Source organism: Flavobacterium sp. UBA7682, assembly GCF_002482945.1.
Classification (GTDB): domain Bacteria; phylum Bacteroidota; class Bacteroidia; order Flavobacteriales; family Flavobacteriaceae; genus Flavobacterium.
In genome coordinates, this window is record NZ_DLGY01000051.1 from 53,977 (window position 1) to 72,067 (window position 18,091).

Annotated in this window: 9 protein-coding genes; 4 read left to right on the forward strand and 5 right to left on the reverse strand. The window is 36.7% G+C overall.

The window, feature by feature from the left end; genetic code table 11:
* The first annotated feature begins 15 nt into the window (after positions 1-15).
* The 4 genes from B3C16_RS16200 to B3C16_RS16215 all read left to right on the forward strand — a co-directional run bounded on the left by B3C16_RS16200 (position 16) and on the right by B3C16_RS16215 (position 10,447).
* Positions 16-5,115 carry a T9SS type B sorting domain-containing protein gene (locus B3C16_RS16200; RefSeq protein WP_291133355.1) on the forward strand — a complete coding sequence of 1,700 codons (5,100 nt, stop codon included), beginning with the start codon at positions 16-18 and terminating at the stop codon, positions 5,113-5,115.
* A gap of 88 nt (positions 5,116-5,203) precedes the next feature.
* Positions 5,204-7,486 carry a T9SS type B sorting domain-containing protein gene (locus tag B3C16_RS16205; protein WP_291133357.1) on the forward strand — a complete coding sequence of 761 codons (2,283 nt, stop codon included), beginning with the start codon at positions 5,204-5,206 and terminating at the stop codon, positions 7,484-7,486.
* A gap of 30 nt (positions 7,487-7,516) precedes the next feature.
* Positions 7,517-9,529 (forward strand): T9SS type B sorting domain-containing protein, encoded by a 2,013-nt coding sequence (locus tag B3C16_RS16210; protein WP_291133359.1) that lies wholly within the window; start codon positions 7,517-7,519, stop codon positions 9,527-9,529.
* A gap of 3 nt (positions 9,530-9,532) precedes the next feature.
* Positions 9,533-10,447: an alpha/beta hydrolase gene (locus B3C16_RS16215; protein ID WP_291133361.1), complete on the forward strand. Its 915-nt coding sequence runs from the start codon at positions 9,533-9,535 to the stop codon at positions 10,445-10,447.
* 265 nt (positions 10,448-10,712) lie between these two features.
* On the opposite strand, the gene B3C16_RS16220 is transcribed toward B3C16_RS16215, so the two are convergent.
* The 5 genes from B3C16_RS16220 to B3C16_RS16240 all read right to left on the reverse strand — a co-directional run bounded on the left by B3C16_RS16220 (position 10,713) and on the right by B3C16_RS16240 (position 17,943).
* Positions 10,713-13,517 (reverse strand): fibronectin type III domain-containing protein, encoded by a 2,805-nt coding sequence (locus B3C16_RS16220; RefSeq protein WP_291133363.1) that lies wholly within the window; start codon positions 13,515-13,517, stop codon positions 10,713-10,715.
* Between the two features lie 393 nt (positions 13,518-13,910).
* On the reverse strand, positions 13,911-14,381 hold the full coding sequence (locus B3C16_RS16225) for a lipocalin family protein (protein WP_291133365.1): 471 nt from the start codon (positions 14,379-14,381) through the stop codon (positions 13,911-13,913).
* A gap of 24 nt (positions 14,382-14,405) precedes the next feature.
* On the reverse strand, positions 14,406-15,086 hold the full coding sequence (locus B3C16_RS16230; protein ID WP_291133367.1) for a hypothetical protein: 681 nt from the start codon (positions 15,084-15,086) through the stop codon (positions 14,406-14,408).
* Positions 15,087-15,235: 149 nt separating this feature from the next.
* Positions 15,236-15,985, reverse strand: coding sequence for a LytR/AlgR family response regulator transcription factor (locus tag B3C16_RS16235; RefSeq protein WP_291133368.1), 750 nt, complete (start codon positions 15,983-15,985; stop codon positions 15,236-15,238).
* A gap of 8 nt (positions 15,986-15,993) precedes the next feature.
* Entirely contained in the window at positions 15,994-17,943 is a 1,950-nt protein-coding gene (locus B3C16_RS16240) for a tetratricopeptide repeat-containing sensor histidine kinase (RefSeq protein ID WP_291133370.1), read from the reverse strand.
* Positions 17,944-18,091: the final 148 nt, after the last annotated feature.

Sequence of the window (18,091 nt, forward strand, 5' to 3'; positions counted from 1 at the left end):
TGTTATTTTTAACAAATGAAAAAGAATTTATTTTTTTTATTATTTATTGCTTTCCTTACCACAAATTGTTTCTCACAATTTAGTAAAACACATTATATTCCGCCGCTTTCTGGTTCATCCAATGTAACAGCTGAGGACCAATTTATCTATATCTCTACGCCAAACATCAATCCAATCAATTTTAGAATTATTGAATTGGGCGGAAGTGTTATCAACGGAAGCGTTTCCAGAAGCACTCCATTTATTTACAATGTTGGCTTTGGAAATGACACTCAATTGCATGTTGATGCCAGTCAAACCAATAATACTTTTAGCAATAAAGGCTATATAATAGAAGCTGATGATTTGATTTATGTTTCTGCCAGAGTAACCGCCGGAAATGGAAATCATGCCGGAGAATTGGTTTCAAAAGGAAAAGCATCCTTAGGAAATCGATTCAGGATTGGTGCTATAACTAACCTTACTGTGGATAATTATAATGATATTCACACCACATTTATATCGGTTTTGGCTTCCGAAAACAATACCACGGTAAACTTTAGTGATTTCAAACCCGGAGTTCAACTTATCAATAGTTCTACCGGAGATTCTCCATTTAGCATCGTTTTAAATAGTGGTGAAAGTTATGTGATTGCTGTACAAGGTCCGCTCAATCCAAATCGTGATGGTTTAATTGGTTCCTTAGTAACCTCAGATAAACCTATTGCCCTAAACTGCGGTTCATTTGGCGGAAGTAATGCAGCGGGTAATCTCGATTTAGGCTTTGACCAAATAGTTCCTGCCGAGCGTATTAATAATAACGAATACATTTTCATTAAAAGTACCGGTATTGATATAGTTGAAACGGTTTTGTTAGTAGCCGATGTTGACAATACCGAAGTCTTTTTGAGTGGTTCAACTACACCGGATGTAATTTTAAATGCCGGTAATTATGCCGTTTTTAATGGTTCTAGTTTTGATTTGAACGGCAATTTATACATCAGAACCAATCAAAAGGTTTTTGCTTACCAAACCATTGGCGACAATAGTGCTTCCGATCAACGAAATCAAGAAATGTTCTTTGTACCGCCTTTAAGCTGTCAAACACCAAGAATTATAGATAATATTCCGTCAATTGACTATGTAGGAAGTAGACAGTTTACCGGGCGAGTAACCATAGTAACCAAAACCGGCGCTTCTTTAAACTTTATTATAGACGGCACAAACTATACTTTGGCTGAATTATCTTTGATAACCAATATAACAGGGCCAACAAATGTAGTGGGTAACAATAACTACCAAACTTATGTCATTACCGGATTGAGTGGAGATGTTTCCGTTTTTTCCACAGAAGAGTTATATTTAGCAGCTTATGGCACAAGTGGTGCGGCTACTTTTGGCGGATTTTATTCGGGTTTTACTTTTGAACCTGAAGTTTCGTTTACCCAATTAGATCTTAGTCAGGCCAATTGTATTCCAAACACTAGTTTATCGGTGAATACATTAAGTCCGTTTGACACTTTTCAGTGGTATTTTAACGGAAATATAATTCCGAGTGCCACTAGTAGTTCGTATGTTCCTTCCACTCTTGGACCGGGTTATTATTACGTTTCGGCTACAATTTCTAACTGTTCTCTTCCGATAAATTCAAATGAAATACCCGTTAGTATCTGCTCGATTGACTCGGATAATGATAGCGTTAATAATAATATCGATCTTGACAATGACAATGATGGTATTACGAATTGCATTGAGTCATATGGAGACCAAAATATCAATTTAACCAACACAAGTATCGGCTCAATTAATATTGGTAATTATATTAATTCCTTTACAGGCGCCGTTGCTTTTGCCGGAACCGGAACACCTTCCACTACGCCCATAATTGGTGATGCCAATGGGAATTTCGTAACCGAAGCGGCCAATGGAAAGCAAAACAAAGTCAGCTTTACTACCTCTTGGAATAACCCAATCAGTTTGGCTGTTGAATATGCTACTACTGCTTTGGGTGACGATTTATTTACAACTTCCACCGAAATTAGAATTACGTGTCCAATCAATAAAACCTTGACTATCTTAAATCCTGACAATCAAGTGTTGGTTGACACCAATTATGATGGAATTTTTGAAAGCGGCATCACCGAATACTCTTCTTTCGAAATCCGCTTTCGTTTAAACGATAACGTTCCTTTAGTTGCCGGAACGGGAACATTCTCTGTTCGAGGAAATCTTATTGATGCTATCACTGTAACCAACGTAAACTTAGTTGACACCAATACGAGCAGAGCAGCGATGCGATTAATCGCAACTTGTGTTCCAAAGGACTCAGACAACGATGGTGTTCCTGACCAAATTGATTGGGACAGCGACAATGACACCATACCCGATTTCATCGAGTCACAAGGGCAAAGCATATCTCCATTAACCAATGTGGATACTAACGATGACGGAATAGATGACCTTTTCGGAGCCGGAATCACAGCTACAGACTCCGATGCAGATGGCATTCCTAACTATTTGGATTTAGACAGTGATAATGATGGAATTTTTGACATTATAGAATCCGGAAGTCCCGGAAATGGCACAAACACCAACGGTATTACAGTGAATACAGTAGGAAGTAACGGTCTTGACAATGGTTTGGAAACCGCTTTAGATAACGGCATTATTAATTACACTATCGCTGATTCAGATGCTGATGGTATTTTAAATTATATAGAAATTGATAGCGATGATGATGGTTGTAAAGATGTTACCGAAGCAGGTTTTACCGATACCAATAACGATGGTATTGTAGGTGATGATACTCCGACTGTAGTGGCCAATCAAGGACAAGTTATTAGCAGTAGCGGTTATGGTGTTCCAAATGGTGATTATACCATTAGTGCTCCAATTTCGATTTCCGCTCATCCGGTTGATGTAACTACTTGTGAATTGCAATCGGCTTCTTTCACCATTACTTCTGTAACCGTTGACAGTTACCAATGGCAACTTTCTACTGATGATGAAACCAGTTGGACTGACTTGGCTAATAACGCTACATATGCGGGTGTAAATACTGTTTCACTTACTGTTTCCAATGTTTCCCCATCAATGGTTGGCTACAAATACCGTGTGTTTATCAATAAAAATGGCAACGCTTGTGGCTTGTATTCTGAAGCAGCAACTTTGACTACTTTTGCATTACCAGTAATCACAACCCCTATTTCCTTGATACAATGTGATGACGATACAGATGCCATTTCTGTCTTCAATTTAACGCAGAAAAACGACATGATTTCGGCTAATTATTTAAATGAAACCTTCAGTTATTTCACCACATCGGCGGCAGCCAATACAGAAAACAGCACTTTAGAAATTACTAACCCTTTGGCTTATACTTCCGGAAATACGAGTGTTTACGCCCGTGTTGAAAACAGTGATGGTTGTTTTCGGGTGGCTCAAATTAATTTGATTGTTTCTGTGACTCAAATTCCCGCCAACTTTGTGATTCCAAATCAATACTTGTGTGATGACTATCTCGATGCGGCAAATGACGACCGAGACGGTATTTCAGGGCCATTTAATTTTACTGCTATTCAAAATAGTTTAGCTGCAATTTTACCAAACAATACAACTATTAAATTCTATAAAACGGAAGCCGATTTCTTAGCCGAAACCGATGCATCAGGAAATCCACTAGCCATTGCTGATATCACTAACTACAGAAATATTGGTTTTACCAATACGCAAAAGATTTGGGTTCGTGTCGATAGCACGATTGATAATTCTTGCTTTGGGTTTAAAACTTTTGATGTTGTAGTCGAAGCTTTACCGGTTGCCAATCCTATGAATGCCAATAATCTAATTCGTCAATGTGATGATGACCATGATGGCACTTTTGGATTTGACACGAGTGGAATTCAGACCGCTGTTTTGAATGGACAAACCGGTGTTAATGTAACGTATTTTAGAGCGGATGGAACACAAATTTTACCATTTACCAATCCGTATAATGTAACAGGAACGGAAACCATAACAATCCGGGTTAATAATAATATCACACAAACCGGTGGTCAGCCTTGTTATGACGAAGTGTCATTGCAATTTATAGTAGATGATTTACCGGAAGCTTTTGCAGTGCCGACCACTTTAACAACAACTTGTGATGACGAAGCGAATTCAATTGACCAAGATGGCCTTTTTGACTTTGACACTAGTACCTTTTTGAGTACTATCATTGGTACACAAACCGGCATGAATGTTTACTATTATGACGAAAACAATGTTCTAATTCCTAGTTCCATACCAAACCAATTACCTAATCCTTTTAGGACAGCAACCCAAAATGTAACAGTGGTAGTTGAAAACGCCATTAACAACTCTTGTTCGGTACAAGTTATCCTTCCGTTTGTGGTTAATCCGACGCCAAAAATTGACCAAGAAGAAACCGTAATAATTTGTATTCCTGCTACTCAAGTCCTTATTGATGCCGGTATTGTAGATGGTACTCCGACTTCTAATTATACTTACCAATGGTATTTTAACAACGTAATTATGCCGGGACGAACAAATTATTCACTAATTGCCAACACACCCGGAATTTATAGCGTTACCGTAACCAATAGCTTTGGTTGTACCAAAACCAGAATCATTACCGTAAACGGATCAGAAATAGCGACCTTACAAAGTATCGATGTAGTTGATTTGAGTGACATTAATTCTATTTCGGTAATAGTAAGTGGTTCTGGCGCTTATGAGTTTTCATTAGATGACATCAACGGACCTTACCAAGACAGTGGTCTTTTTAACAATGTTCCGATGGGATTACACCAACTCTACATTCGTGACAAAAACGGCTGTGGCTCTTTAGGACCAATCGGGATTCCGGTTTTGGGAATTCCTCAATATTTTACACCAAACGGTGATGGGTTTCATGATTATTGGAATGTAAAAGGGGTTAGCATGTTCTACAACACCAATTCTATCATTTTTATTTTTGATCGGTATGGAAAGATATTAAAACAACTTAATGCTTTTAGTCCGGGTTGGGACGGAACTTATAATGGAAACCAAATGCCTGCCGATGACTATTGGTATTCGATTCAATTTGATGATGGCCGAAATGTCAAAGGTCATTTTGCTTTAAAACGTTAAATAACATAAAACAATGGCTTTTATCAAGAAATCATTTTTTCTGTTTTCACTTATTTGCTTTCAAATCTGTTTTTCACAGAATGATTGCATGAATGCCATTGTTTCTTGTGGAAATACCAGCTTTAACAACTTGTCTGTTCAAGGACCTGGTATACAGGAAATACCAAACCTTTCTTGCGGAAGTCAAGAGAACAATTCTTTGTGGATTAAAGTTACTATCAAAACAGACGGAACGTTGGGCTTTTTATTAACTCCTCAAAACAGTGCTCTCATTGTGGATTTTGACTTTTTTGTTTTTGGCCCTGACGCCACTTGCCAAAGTTTGGGTTCTCCAATAAGGTGCTCAACAACAAACCCTATTGCAGCCGGAACATCCGACAATCTAACCGGAATGAACGAAACAGAACCTGACTGGAATGAGGGTCCGGCCGAATTGGGAAATAATTATGTACAATGGCTTGATGTTCTTGAAGGTGAAACTTACTACATTGTAGTAGATAGAGCTGCTGGAAATGGTGATTTTTCTCTTGAATGGACAGGAACAGCCACTTTTAGTGAGCCACCTATAGTTAATGGAAGCACTAGCGGTGCTTTGAATATTGCGTTATGTGACAGCGATCCTATTGACGACGGATCGACTGAATTTGATTTGACCCAAAGTGGAAATATAGCGATTGGAATTCAAAACAATATCATTGCTTCTTATTATTTGACAGAGAATGAAGCAACCATTGATTTGAATGCAATTCCAAATCCGACAACTTTCAGAAACACCGTTAATCCTCAAACAATATTTATTCGTCTGGAAAATGCGCTTAGTGGTTGTTTTACCTTGAGTTCTTTTACATTATCGGTAACCCCATTCAATTTTCCTGATCTTGCTGATTTAGAAGAATGCGATACTGATAATGATGGTTTTGTTGCTTTTAATTTATCCGAAATCAGGAATCAGTTTAATACTGACCCAAACAATATTATCAGTTTCCATCATACCAATAATGACAATATAAACCTGCCAGACATTTATACAAACCAAACCGCCTTTGTTAATGAAGTCTTATGGGCCAAAATTTACAATTCGGTTGAAGGATGTACGGTATACAAACCTTTTACTATTATTATTAACCGAATACCTGATGCGGTTCCTTCACAAATAACTCAGTGCGATTTTGAAATTTTTCCTGATGGCATGACAACCTTTAATCTCACTCAGGCAAATTCAGATTTAACAAACGGTGACAGCTCAATGACAACTCAATTTTATCTCAACACAACCGATGCCTTAAACAATCAAAACGAGCAAAATACTCTATTTAACAACACTGCCAATCCGCAAATACTGACGGTTAAAATTACCAACCCCTTAAATGGTTGCTTCAGTCTGACAACATTAACGCTCAATGTAAGTCTAAATCCAACCACTACAGTCACGTTACAAAGTTGTGATGACAATGTAGAAGACGGAATAGCTACTTTTAATTTGGCCGATGCCGGTTTTGAAACTAATGGCAATGCTGTAAGTTATTATTACAATACCAATGATGCTTTAATGGAACAAAACCCTATAACAACAAATCAATTTTCGGGACAAAATATTTACGTCCGAGTTGAAAACGGGAATGATTGCGTTGGTATTCACATTATCCAACTGGAGGTTTCTGCTATTCCACAAGCTACCATTGATGCACAGGGAATCTTATGTACTAACCTGCCGAATCATCCTGTCACTTTGCATACCGCAGTCAATAACCCGGGAAATTATAATTTTTATTGGGCACCTAACGGAGAAACCTCGCAAAATATAACGGTAACTCAAGCCGGAGATTATACGGTAACCGTAACAGATACCTCAACATCCTGCTTTACAACACTTGATATTCATCTGGATGCCTCAGAAGCTCCTGTTTTAGAAGCCGTAGAAGTTATCGATTTGGTCCAAATCAATTCTATATCCATTGTGGTCTCCGGAAATGGTGATTATTGGTACAGTCTTGATAACGGCAATTATCAGCAATCTAATTTTTTTGATGCGGTTCTTCCCGGCCAACATATAGTTTCCATAAAGGATATGAATGGTTGTGGCATAATTTATCAAACCGTTTTTGTATTGGGTATCCCAAATTATTTCACGCCAAACGGAGACGGATATCATGATTATTGGCAAGTTAGAGGATTGGACATCAATACCAATAGCCGTTCAAAAATTTATATTTTTAACCGCTTTGGGAAATTGTTAAAACAAATTAGTTTAGTAGGAGAAGGTTGGGACGGAACTTACAATGGACGCCAAATGCCTGCTGATGATTATTGGTATTCGATTCAATTTGATGATGGTCGAAATGTTAAAGGTCATTTTGCTTTGAAAAGATAATAGTAAATTTGCAGGCTAATAAAAAATCTAATGATTTTTAAAAAATATAGTTTTTTTATCCTTTTACTATTTGGTTCTGCTTCTGCGCAATATACAACCACTGACGAAAGTATGACACCGCTGCAATTAATTGAGAATGTCTTGATTAATTCGGGTTGTGCTTCTGTATCCAATGTTTCGGTATCCGGTGGAAATTTTGCTTCAGGAGAAAAAAGTTGGGGTTATTTTAATGCGAATGGTTCGAGTTTCCCATTTACAGAAGGCGTTGTTTTAAGCACTGGAAAAATTATCAATACCAACGGGCCAAATACTTTTATCTCTGATGATGGCGGCGGTATGGGTTGGAATGGTGATAACGACTTGAATCAGGCGTTGGGTTTAAATAATACTTTTAATGCAACAATTCTAGAATTTGATTTCATTCCTATAGGAAACCAGATTAGCTTCGATTATATTTTTTCCTCAGAACAATATCTAACCAATCCTAATCCTAACCAATGTAGTTACACAGATGGTTTTGTATTTCTATTAAAAGAAGTAAGTGGTTCCAGCTATGAAAATTTAGCCGTTATTCCAAACACAAATATTCCTGTAAAAGTCAATACGGTTCGAGGAACAGGCACCATTTGTCCGGCTGAAAACGAACAATATTTTGGTGGCTTTAACGGTGGTGAACATCCAACCAATTTTAATGGACAAACTACCATATTAACCGCAAGTGCTACTGTAATTCCGGGAAACCAATACCATATTAAATTGGTGATTGCCGATGAAGGAAATTATAGGTATGATTCCGCTATTTATTTAAAAGGAAGTAGTTTTTCTATAGGAGTTAATTTAGGCAACGACCGTACTCTTGCTAATCAAAATCCGGTTTGTTTTAATGAAAATCTAACTTTAAATGGCACTTCAAACGGCGCTCAAAGTTACCAATGGCGTTTTAACGGCAACCCTATTATTGGTCAGACCGGAAGTACGTTAACCTTTTCTCCGCCTTACAACAGCACTCAAAACGGAACGTATTCCTTAGCGACCACTTATTCTGCAACTTGTACTAATATCTCTGAAATCAACTTAGATTTTGCTCCGGAACTCACTATTGGTCAAACCGTATATTCCTATTGTGACAGTGATAGTAATCAGGATGGAATCAGTACCATTTTATTAAATGATATTGTTACTACCTTATTTCCTAATTTGCCTTCAAACTATCAAGTAGGCTTTTACAGCAGTCCAACAAGTACAACGCTACTTCCGAATTCGTTTCAAAACAGCACTGCAAATCAACAAATTATTTATGCCCGAATTCTTAACAACAATTGCTACAACAACGTTCCCGTTACACTAAACATTCTAAGGTTTAATGGTACCATAGCAGATGAAACCGTTGGTATTTGTGTTAATATACCGGCAAGTCTCATTGCAGATTCAGGCTATCAGAATTATTTATGGAATACCGGCGCGACAACTCCTACCATTCAGGTTGCTGTTCCCGGAATTTATACCGTTTCGTTTGAAAACTCGTCCGGTTGTTCCATAACTAAGACTTTTACGGTTGTCGGCTCCGAAATTGCGACTATCGATGACATCATCATCAACGATTTTAGTTCTAATAATACGATTGAAATTATAGCTTCCGGAATTGGTGACTATGAATATTCTATTGATGGTCTTCTTTTTCAAGATAGTCCGGTTTTTACAAATTTGAATGGTTTGCAATACACTGCTTTTGTCAGAGACAAAAAAGGTTGTGGTATGGTTTCCCAAATATTTTTCTTGGTACAAATTCCGAAATATTTTACGCCAAACGGTGACGGAATTAATGAAACTTGGTATATTAAAAATTTAATCCAAAGAGGATTAAGTCAATCTATAATTACTATTTTTGATCGTTACGGAAAAGTAATTACACAATTTTCGGGCACCGATTTTGGTTGGGATGGCACGTATAATGGTCGCCTTTTATTTGCCGATGACTATTGGTTTACTATTACCCATTTAGGCAAACTACTTACCAAAGGACATTTTGCTTTAATACGATAACTTATGAAATTGACCTTCTTATTTTTTATACTCTTAAGCTTGGTTACCAATGCGCAAAACATCAAAGTATCCAAAGGAAAAGTACAACGGTTTGAAAGTTTCAAATCCCAATTTGTGGACGATCGAAATGTGGATGTTTGGTTGCCCAATGATTATTCAGAGAACGAAAAGTACGCTGTACTGTATATGCACGACGGTCAAATGTTGTTTGACGCCGAAACCACTTGGAACCAGCAAGCTTGGGAAGTAGATGAAGTTGCGGGCAAATTAAATGCAGAAAGCAAAGTCAAGAAATTCATTGTTGTTGGTATTTGGAATATCCCCGAGAAAAGACATCCGGAATACTTTCCGCAAAAGCCTTACGAAAGTTTGACACCAGTGCAAAGAGATACTATCACAGCTCAATTGCAAAAAGCAGGAAGAACTAAAGCGGTTTTCAAACCTTACTCCGATTTGTATTTGAAATTTTTGGTGACAGAATTGAAACCTTTTATTGACCTCAATTTTTCTACCTTAACAGATAAAGACAATACGTTCATTGCCGGTTCAAGTATGGGCGGTTTGATTTCGATGTATGCAATTTGTGAATATCCCGATGTTTTTGGTGCGGCAGCTTGTATTTCAACCCATTGGCCGGGTATTTTTGCCGTTGAAAACAATCCGATTCCGGAGGCTTTTTATACTTACTTGAGAAAAAATCTTCCGAATCCTAAAACGAACAGAATTTACTTTGATTATGGCGACCAGACTTTGGATGCTTTGTATCTGCCGTTGCAAGAGAAAGCAGATGCTGTTATGATTGAAAAAGGATTTACCTCTGACAACTGGCTGACCAAATTCTTTCCAGGAAAAAATCATTCGGAGGAAGCTTGGGCAGAACGATTGCCTATTCCGTTGGAGTTCTTGTTGAGGAAATAGAAAACTGCCTGACTTCCTTTTGGGAACACGGATGACACAGATTAGACTGATTTATACAGATTTTTTAAAGCTGTGAGTGAAAATGTGGACTAAAAATTGTGACTTAACACTAAACCCTAGCCCCGATTGCAGCTGGCTACCATGTAGCGCGGAAAGCGGGAAATAGCTCCACACGAGCAAAGCGAACTGATGAAATAAATAAAAAACCCTCTCTCCCGAAGCTTCGAGACTGAAAGGGTTTTCTTTTGGTTTATAGAAATTATTGTTATTCTTTGATGACTTTGAGGGTTTTTAAATTCTCACCGGATAACACTTTAACAAAATAAGTACCTGCAGAGACTTCCGATAAATTGATGATTCCTGTCTTAGCTTGAATGTTTTGTTTTGCAACCAACTGACCTAAAACATTGTATACAAACACACTATCAATTATAGTACTATAAGTAACATGTAGTAAGTTTGTGGTTGGATTGGGAAACAACAACAAGCTTTCCATTTGATTATCCTCTACCTCTAAAGTGTTCGAACATTTCACTGATCTTATTCTATTTACATTTTGAGAACCACAGCTTGAGTTTGTATGCAGATAAAACCTAACCACGTCAGTAATAGATCCCGAATTCCAGGTCAGTGGTGTGATTCCGCTCGTGTAAACCATTGTTTGATTTCCATCACCAATGGTAATAAAATCTGTTGCAACCGAACTGCTAAAAGTATAGGTTCTGTTAGGATAAACATCTACAAAAGAGAATTCTCCGGCATAAGCGTCTGTAACAATCGTTTGAAAACTTCCGGTGCAATTTGGAGTGAATTGTTGTTCTGGATATTGTCCGTATAAGGCATCAATACAAGCACCTTGAGCTATTGTAGTGAAACTACCTCCATAAACCCATGCGCTGTTTGATGAACCACAATTGGAACGTACCCAAAAATAATAGGTTGTGCCGGCCGTTAAGTCAATTATATTAGCAGCAACGCCGGTTATGCTTCCAACCGGAGTTGTTGCTGCAGTGGGAGTTGTACTTGAAGTACTAAAATAAACATCGTATTGCGTTGGAGCTGGCGATGCTGCTGTCCAACTAATTTGTGCCGTACTACTTGTAATTCCGCTACTGGTCAAACTTGATGGCGGATTGCAAGTCGCGGCAAGTGTGGTAAAGCTACCTCCGGAAACCCAAACACTTTGTGATGCACCACAATTGGAACGCAACCAAATGTAATAGGTTGTTGCAGCAACTAAGCCAGAGAGATTCGTACTATTAGCTGTAGCATTTCCTGATGGTGTTGTTGAAACTATTGGTGCTGTATTAATGGTACTATAGTAAAACTGATAACCATTGCTTGGTGTTGGCGATGCAGCCGTCCAATTAATTTGAGCTGCACTACTCGTAATATTTGTCTTTGTAATATTGGAAGGCACGTTACACGTAGCAGCCGTTGTCGTAAAACTTCCGCCGGAAACCCATGAGCTAACCAATGGATTACAGTTAGACCTTACCCCAAAATAATAAGTAGTTGATACGGATAAACTACTTAATGTTGCTGCCGTTGTACCTACACTTCCGTTGGGTATTGTCGCCGCATTAGGAGTAGTATTTGAAGTGCTGAAATAAACATCGTATAATGATGGATTGGATGCAGAAGCCGTCCAACTGATAGAAGCACTTGAACTGCCTACATTAAAACTCAATAAATTAGAAGGCGGAAGACAACTTGCCGTACTGTTACAAGTTATAGAACGGGTTCGTTCAATGTTTTCGCTATCACAAGCAACGCTTTTATGAAAATAATAACGTATAATTCCTGAGTTGGTTCCTGAATTCCACGACAAAGGTGTTGTTCCATTTGTTAAGAGTGTGCTTCCATCTTGACTCGTCAGTGTAATATAATCGGTAGCAACAGAACTTGAGAAAGTATAATTAGTATTAGCATTAATGGCCACATTACTATATTCGCCCGAATAGGCATCAATAGCAATATTTTCTGCTGTTCCTGTACAAGTAGGTGTAAATGTCGCGGTAGGATATAATCCATACTCTGCAACATTACAAAACTGTCCGTTCAAAGTAGTAAAAGAGCCTCCAAAAAGCCAAGGACTAAATATATTAAAACCGCAAACAGACTTTACCCAATAATAATAGGTCGTACTAGGTTGCAAGTTATTCAAGGTAACACTAGTATTATCAGTATCAAATTGAGTGATTGGTGTGGTGCCGGTAGTATTAAAATAATATTGATAGCCATCCGAAGGAGTTGGTGAAGGAGCTGTCCATGACAATAATGCAGAATTTCCTGTTATGGCACTTATTGACAAATTAGAAGGTTGGTTACAAATGGTTGCAGCGGTAGTAAAAGCACCATAATATACCCAAATACTATTTTGGGTTCCGCAACTAGATCGAACCCACCAACGGTAAGTGGTATTTTGATTGAGGTTATTAATAACTTTACTATTAGTTAATGAGTAACCTGTTGGAGGTGTTGAATCGGTATTAAGCGGCGGAGTACTGTTCTGACTGATATAATATTGATAACCATTCCCCGGCGGCGAAGCAGGTGGTGTCCAATTTAGAGTCGCACTGCTGTTAGTGATATTAGTGGTAGTCAAATTTGTTGGCGCAGAACAAAGAGAATTATAACTTACAATAGAATAATTATATTGTGCCACTGAAGTAGTACAATTAGAAGAACCGTGAATATAATATCGAATAACACCTGTATCTGAATTGGATTGCCAAAATAGAGGTGAACTCCCATAACCATTCGCTAAAACCAAAGAACCGTCTTCATTAGTAATGGTAATAAAGCCTGTATAACCATTGGATTGTTGATTTTGAAGAGAAGACACAAAAGTATAATACTTATTGGGTAGTATATTTACCTTGGCAAAGTGACCCGCACTAATACTTTGAATGGTTTCAATATTCCCCGAGTAATTGGGTGTAAAGGCTGAAACAGTTCCCGTTCCATTAGTACACTGTCCTAAAATTGTTGTTGAAAAAAAAAGAGCACTAACAAGTAAGGCTATTGCAATTTTTTGGTGAAGATGATGGATAATAATCGCTTTCATTTTTATTCAGTTTTAAATGTTGTATTATAATACAGACCATAAAACTAAAGATTAAAAAAAAGCACCATAAGGTAAATGAACATTCGATATCCTTACATTAAAGTTTGCAGACTATTGCGGGAAATTCGTTTTAAGCGATAAGACTAAAGAGTGTCAATTAGTTCCAAAACTCTTTTTTTTGTGGATGTCAAAACGGAACTAATTTTTTGTCTTTCATCGCTATGGCATTTCTTTATTAGTCATTAAGAAACAATCCAAATGGCATCCATTGCTAAAATAAGTTAATCATCAATTACTATTATTTAGGTTATGAAAGTTATTTTTTGCCTGCTTTGTATAATAAAAAAACCACCAACTTGCGCCGATGGTTTTGAATTGAATTAAACCTTTTACTTATTTTGAAAAAGTCATTACAGCTTTTCTACCGCCTTGTTCGCTGGACAAAACCAGTTTTTCAGCCGTTAATTCTTCTACACTGATGGTTTCCGCTTTTTTGGTTTTATTGTCTGTAATAATAATTTTAGAATCTTCCTGTGTATAAGTTGCCGGCGTTTCCGGAACCATTGGATTTTTGAAAGTCATCGTTCCGTCTGCATTGAAAGTATACACGGTTTCGGCAATCATTTTCTTTTTCATGTCTTCTAAGGCTTGCTCTTTGCCTTTTGGCGCTTCCATTCCTAAATCGATATCAGACAGTTTCCAAGTGCCTACGATGGAGGCTTCTTCAGGTTCGGCGGCTTTCTCCTGTTCAGCTTGAGTGCTTTCGACTGATGTCGCTTCGCCTTCTGTCTTGTTTGTTTTGTCGGCGCATGAGGCAAAAAATAATGCCGTTGTTGCTGTAATCACTAAGATTGTTTTCTTCATATTTCTAGTTTTAAATGGTTAAAATTACCAGCCCAATACTTTCTTGAGCACTTTTTTGCCTTTGCCTTTTTTCTCTTCTTCTTCGGCTGCTTTCTTTTGTTCTTCGGCTTTTTTGGCGTCTTCAGCTTTCTTAGTATCGGCTGCTACTTTTTCAGCCTCTTTTTCTTTTTGCCCTTGTGCATAGAAATAAGCATTGTCAACATTGATTGTCAATGGTTTTACCAATTCAACCGCATCCCCATATTTTTCATATCCAACCTTATCTCTAAAGAATAACGAAACTCTAATTTTAAGTGTTTTTTGGTCAGCCCAACGACCTGCAAGTAAAAAAAGTTCAGGAAGGCTTAATTGTTTACTCGAACTTCTGATTTTAAAGGTAAAAGGAACTTTACCATCGGCATAAAATGTTTTAAAATCGTTTACATCCATAAGAAACGCTTCTATAGCATTAGCGCCATCAACAGCAATGCGGTAATCTTCATACGAGTTGCCACTTTCTTTCAGAATTTCTACCCAAAAATAAAGTCGGCCTAGTCCATAGTAACTTAGTTTTTTGGGTTTATCGAAAGCCAGTTCCATTTTTGAGATGTCTTCAGCTTTGAACGAAGTGCCTTCTGTGACCAATTTATCGTTTACTTTTACTTTTATTTGAGCACTTACAGAATGACCGATTAAAATTGCGAGTAGTAAAACTATCTTTTTCATTTGTTTCTAATTTAGTTGGTTATTAATTCTTTACGATTTACAAATCAAAAGTAAAACTTAAAAAATCCTCAAATTTGGCAAATGAACATTCGGTAGTCGTACGTGAAAGTTTGCAGACTATGTGGTGAAATTCGTTTTAAGCGATAAGACTAAAGGGTGTCAATCAGTGCCAAAAATTCTTCTTTTTTACGGATGGCGAGTGGAATTTTGTTTTTGTTTTTCATCACAATGGTATTGCCACCATCAGTTTTGATGAAGTGATCAAAATAAAGCATGTTGATTAAATGCGACTGATGCGCTCTGAAAAAATGAAACGGTTTGAGTAGCGTTTCGTATTCTTTTAAAGTGGTAGAAACGACCAATTTTGGAGCATTGATAAAGTAAAAAGTGGTGTAATTTTTATCCGATTCACAATTCACGATGTCTTGGATATTGACCGAATAGATCTTCTCTGCGGTTTTTAAAACCAATTTTTGCAGGTTTTTTGGACGTTCTAAATTGGAGAATAAAGTGTTTAATTTGAGTTCCAATACGTCTTTGCTAAGTGATTCTTCGGCTTTGTTTACCGCTTCAATTAAATCATTGGGATCCAAAGGTTTTAGCAAATAATCAATGGCGCTAAAACGAAAAGCCCTGATGGCAAAATCTTCATAACCGGTAATAAAAATGACTTTAAAATTGATTGGCTTTAGCTTTTGAAGTAAATCGAAACCGGTGCCGTCTGGCATTTCTACATCTAAAAAAACAATATCCGGAACGATTTGTTTAATCAAACTCACACCGCTTTCTACACTATTCGCCTGACCGATTATCGCAATATTAGGACAATTCGATTTTATAATATCGATATTTTTTATTCGGATAGCATCAATATCATCAATGACAACGGCTCGTAACATAGGCGGATTTAATTATCGTAAATATAAGGAATCTCGAAAAACACTTTGGCACCGATGACATTTTTTTTGTCGTCTAGCCTATTCTCTGTTTGGACTTCAAAATCACTTTTTTTGGAGATATTGATTAGTCTTTCTTTGGTGATTTTCATCGCCAATGACTTTTTATTGACGGTTTCATTCGCTGTAAAACCGACACCATTATCGATTATCTCAAAAAACAGTTTTTCGTTAGCAAACTCAAAATTGATATTGATTTGACCTTTCTCAGTCGTGTTTTTTAAGCCGTGTTTGATGGCATTTTCTATGAAGGGTTGTGTCAACATCGGCGGTAATAAAATGTTCTCAGTATCAATAGAATCATCAACGTTAATATGGAAATCGAATTTGTTATTGTACAACAGTTGCTGAATCACCAAATAGTTGTCAATCATAGCCAATTCTTCACTTAAAGTGATGTAACTTTCGTTAGAATTTTCAAGAATCTGTCGGGTTAATTTGGAGAATTTGGTTAAATAATTGACGGCTGCTGCGTCTTGTTTGTTGTAAATCAGACTCTGAATATTATCTATGGAATTAAAAATAAAATGGGGATTCATCTGACTTAACAACAATTTCCGGTTGAGTTCGTTCTTTTCAAAATGGGCAATGGCTTGCTTTTGTTTGTAGTTTCGGTATAAAAAATAAGAGGCTATAAGTAGTATTAAAAGAACGGCTGCAAGTCCTATGAGCCAATTGTTTTTAACGGCGTTTTTTCTTTCTGTAGCGATTTTATAAAGGAACTCTTTCTTTTGATACTCATGTTTCATTTGTTGTTGCTTCAACTCATTCTTAACACCTTCTTCTTTGGTTGAGTCCGACATTTTAATGAATAACTCGAGCATTGCTGTCGACTCTTTGTAATTGCCTTTTAGCTTATTAATTTGGTATAGTAATTCGTATGATTGCTGTTGCAAATCAATATTTCTAAGAAATTTGCTTAACTTTAATCCTTCTGTAAGGTTTTTTTGGGCTTCCTCATAGTTTTTCTTTTTAAAATATACTTTACCCAAATTTACCAACGAATAAGATGTCGTCACCGGACTTGGTGACAATAATTTTGCCTTTAAGAGTTTTTGTTCTGCTTCGTCTAAACGGTTAAAATGCATATCAATCACCGCTAACTTTGACAAGGCTATACTGGTATTAAAATGTCCATTGTTTTTCTTCGACAATTCAATTCCGAGATCAAAATTAGCACCGGCATTTTTGTAATCTTTCATTTCCAGATACACCGAGCCTATATTGATATACAATAAACTTTTTTGCTCTTGATACTGTATGTGGTTATCAGTAGCAATTTTATCAATAAAGTAGATTGCCTTTTTAAAATATTTTATTGACATAGGGTTATTTTTTATTTTCCCAAACGTATAGCCTAACTTAGAATATACATATGAAATCCCTTCGTAACTTTTGTCTTTTTGAAATTCAAAATATTTTAATGCTTTATAATAACAGTCTATAGCTTTTAAACTTTCGTTTCTTCTATCCAACAATACGCCTTTACTAACCAGTGCATAGCTGGCTTCATCGTACATTTTTATAGAATTGTACAATTGTATTGACTGGTTAATATATTTTAATTGTTGCTCTTTATCTAATTCGTAGCGTGCACTTAGACTATGGTAATAGGAAGCCAAATAACTGGTATACTTTCTATGCAAATCCTCGTCTTTGATTTTTTTTTGCAGATTTTTTTTTGAAATTTCACCCAACAAATCAATATACTGCTTCAACTCTTTATCCTCTATAGTATTATTAATTACTATTGAAAGAGTAGCCAACTTAGTCGTATCATGAAGTTTGGGATTGGCAATAATCGTTTTTAAGGAATCAACATCATATTGCGCATTGACATTGGTTAAGCCTAGAAAAGTAAAAGCAAAAAGTAGTTTACCAATGAGTTTAATTTTTGGCATATCGATTTTTTAGATTTGAAAAAAGCAATGTCTTCTTTACACAAAAGTACTATTTTTTGAATAATAGTTTTGGAACCCGAAATTTTGAGCATAAAAAAACCTTTCATTTCTGAAAGGTTTTTCTTTTTTAAAATTCGACACGATAAAT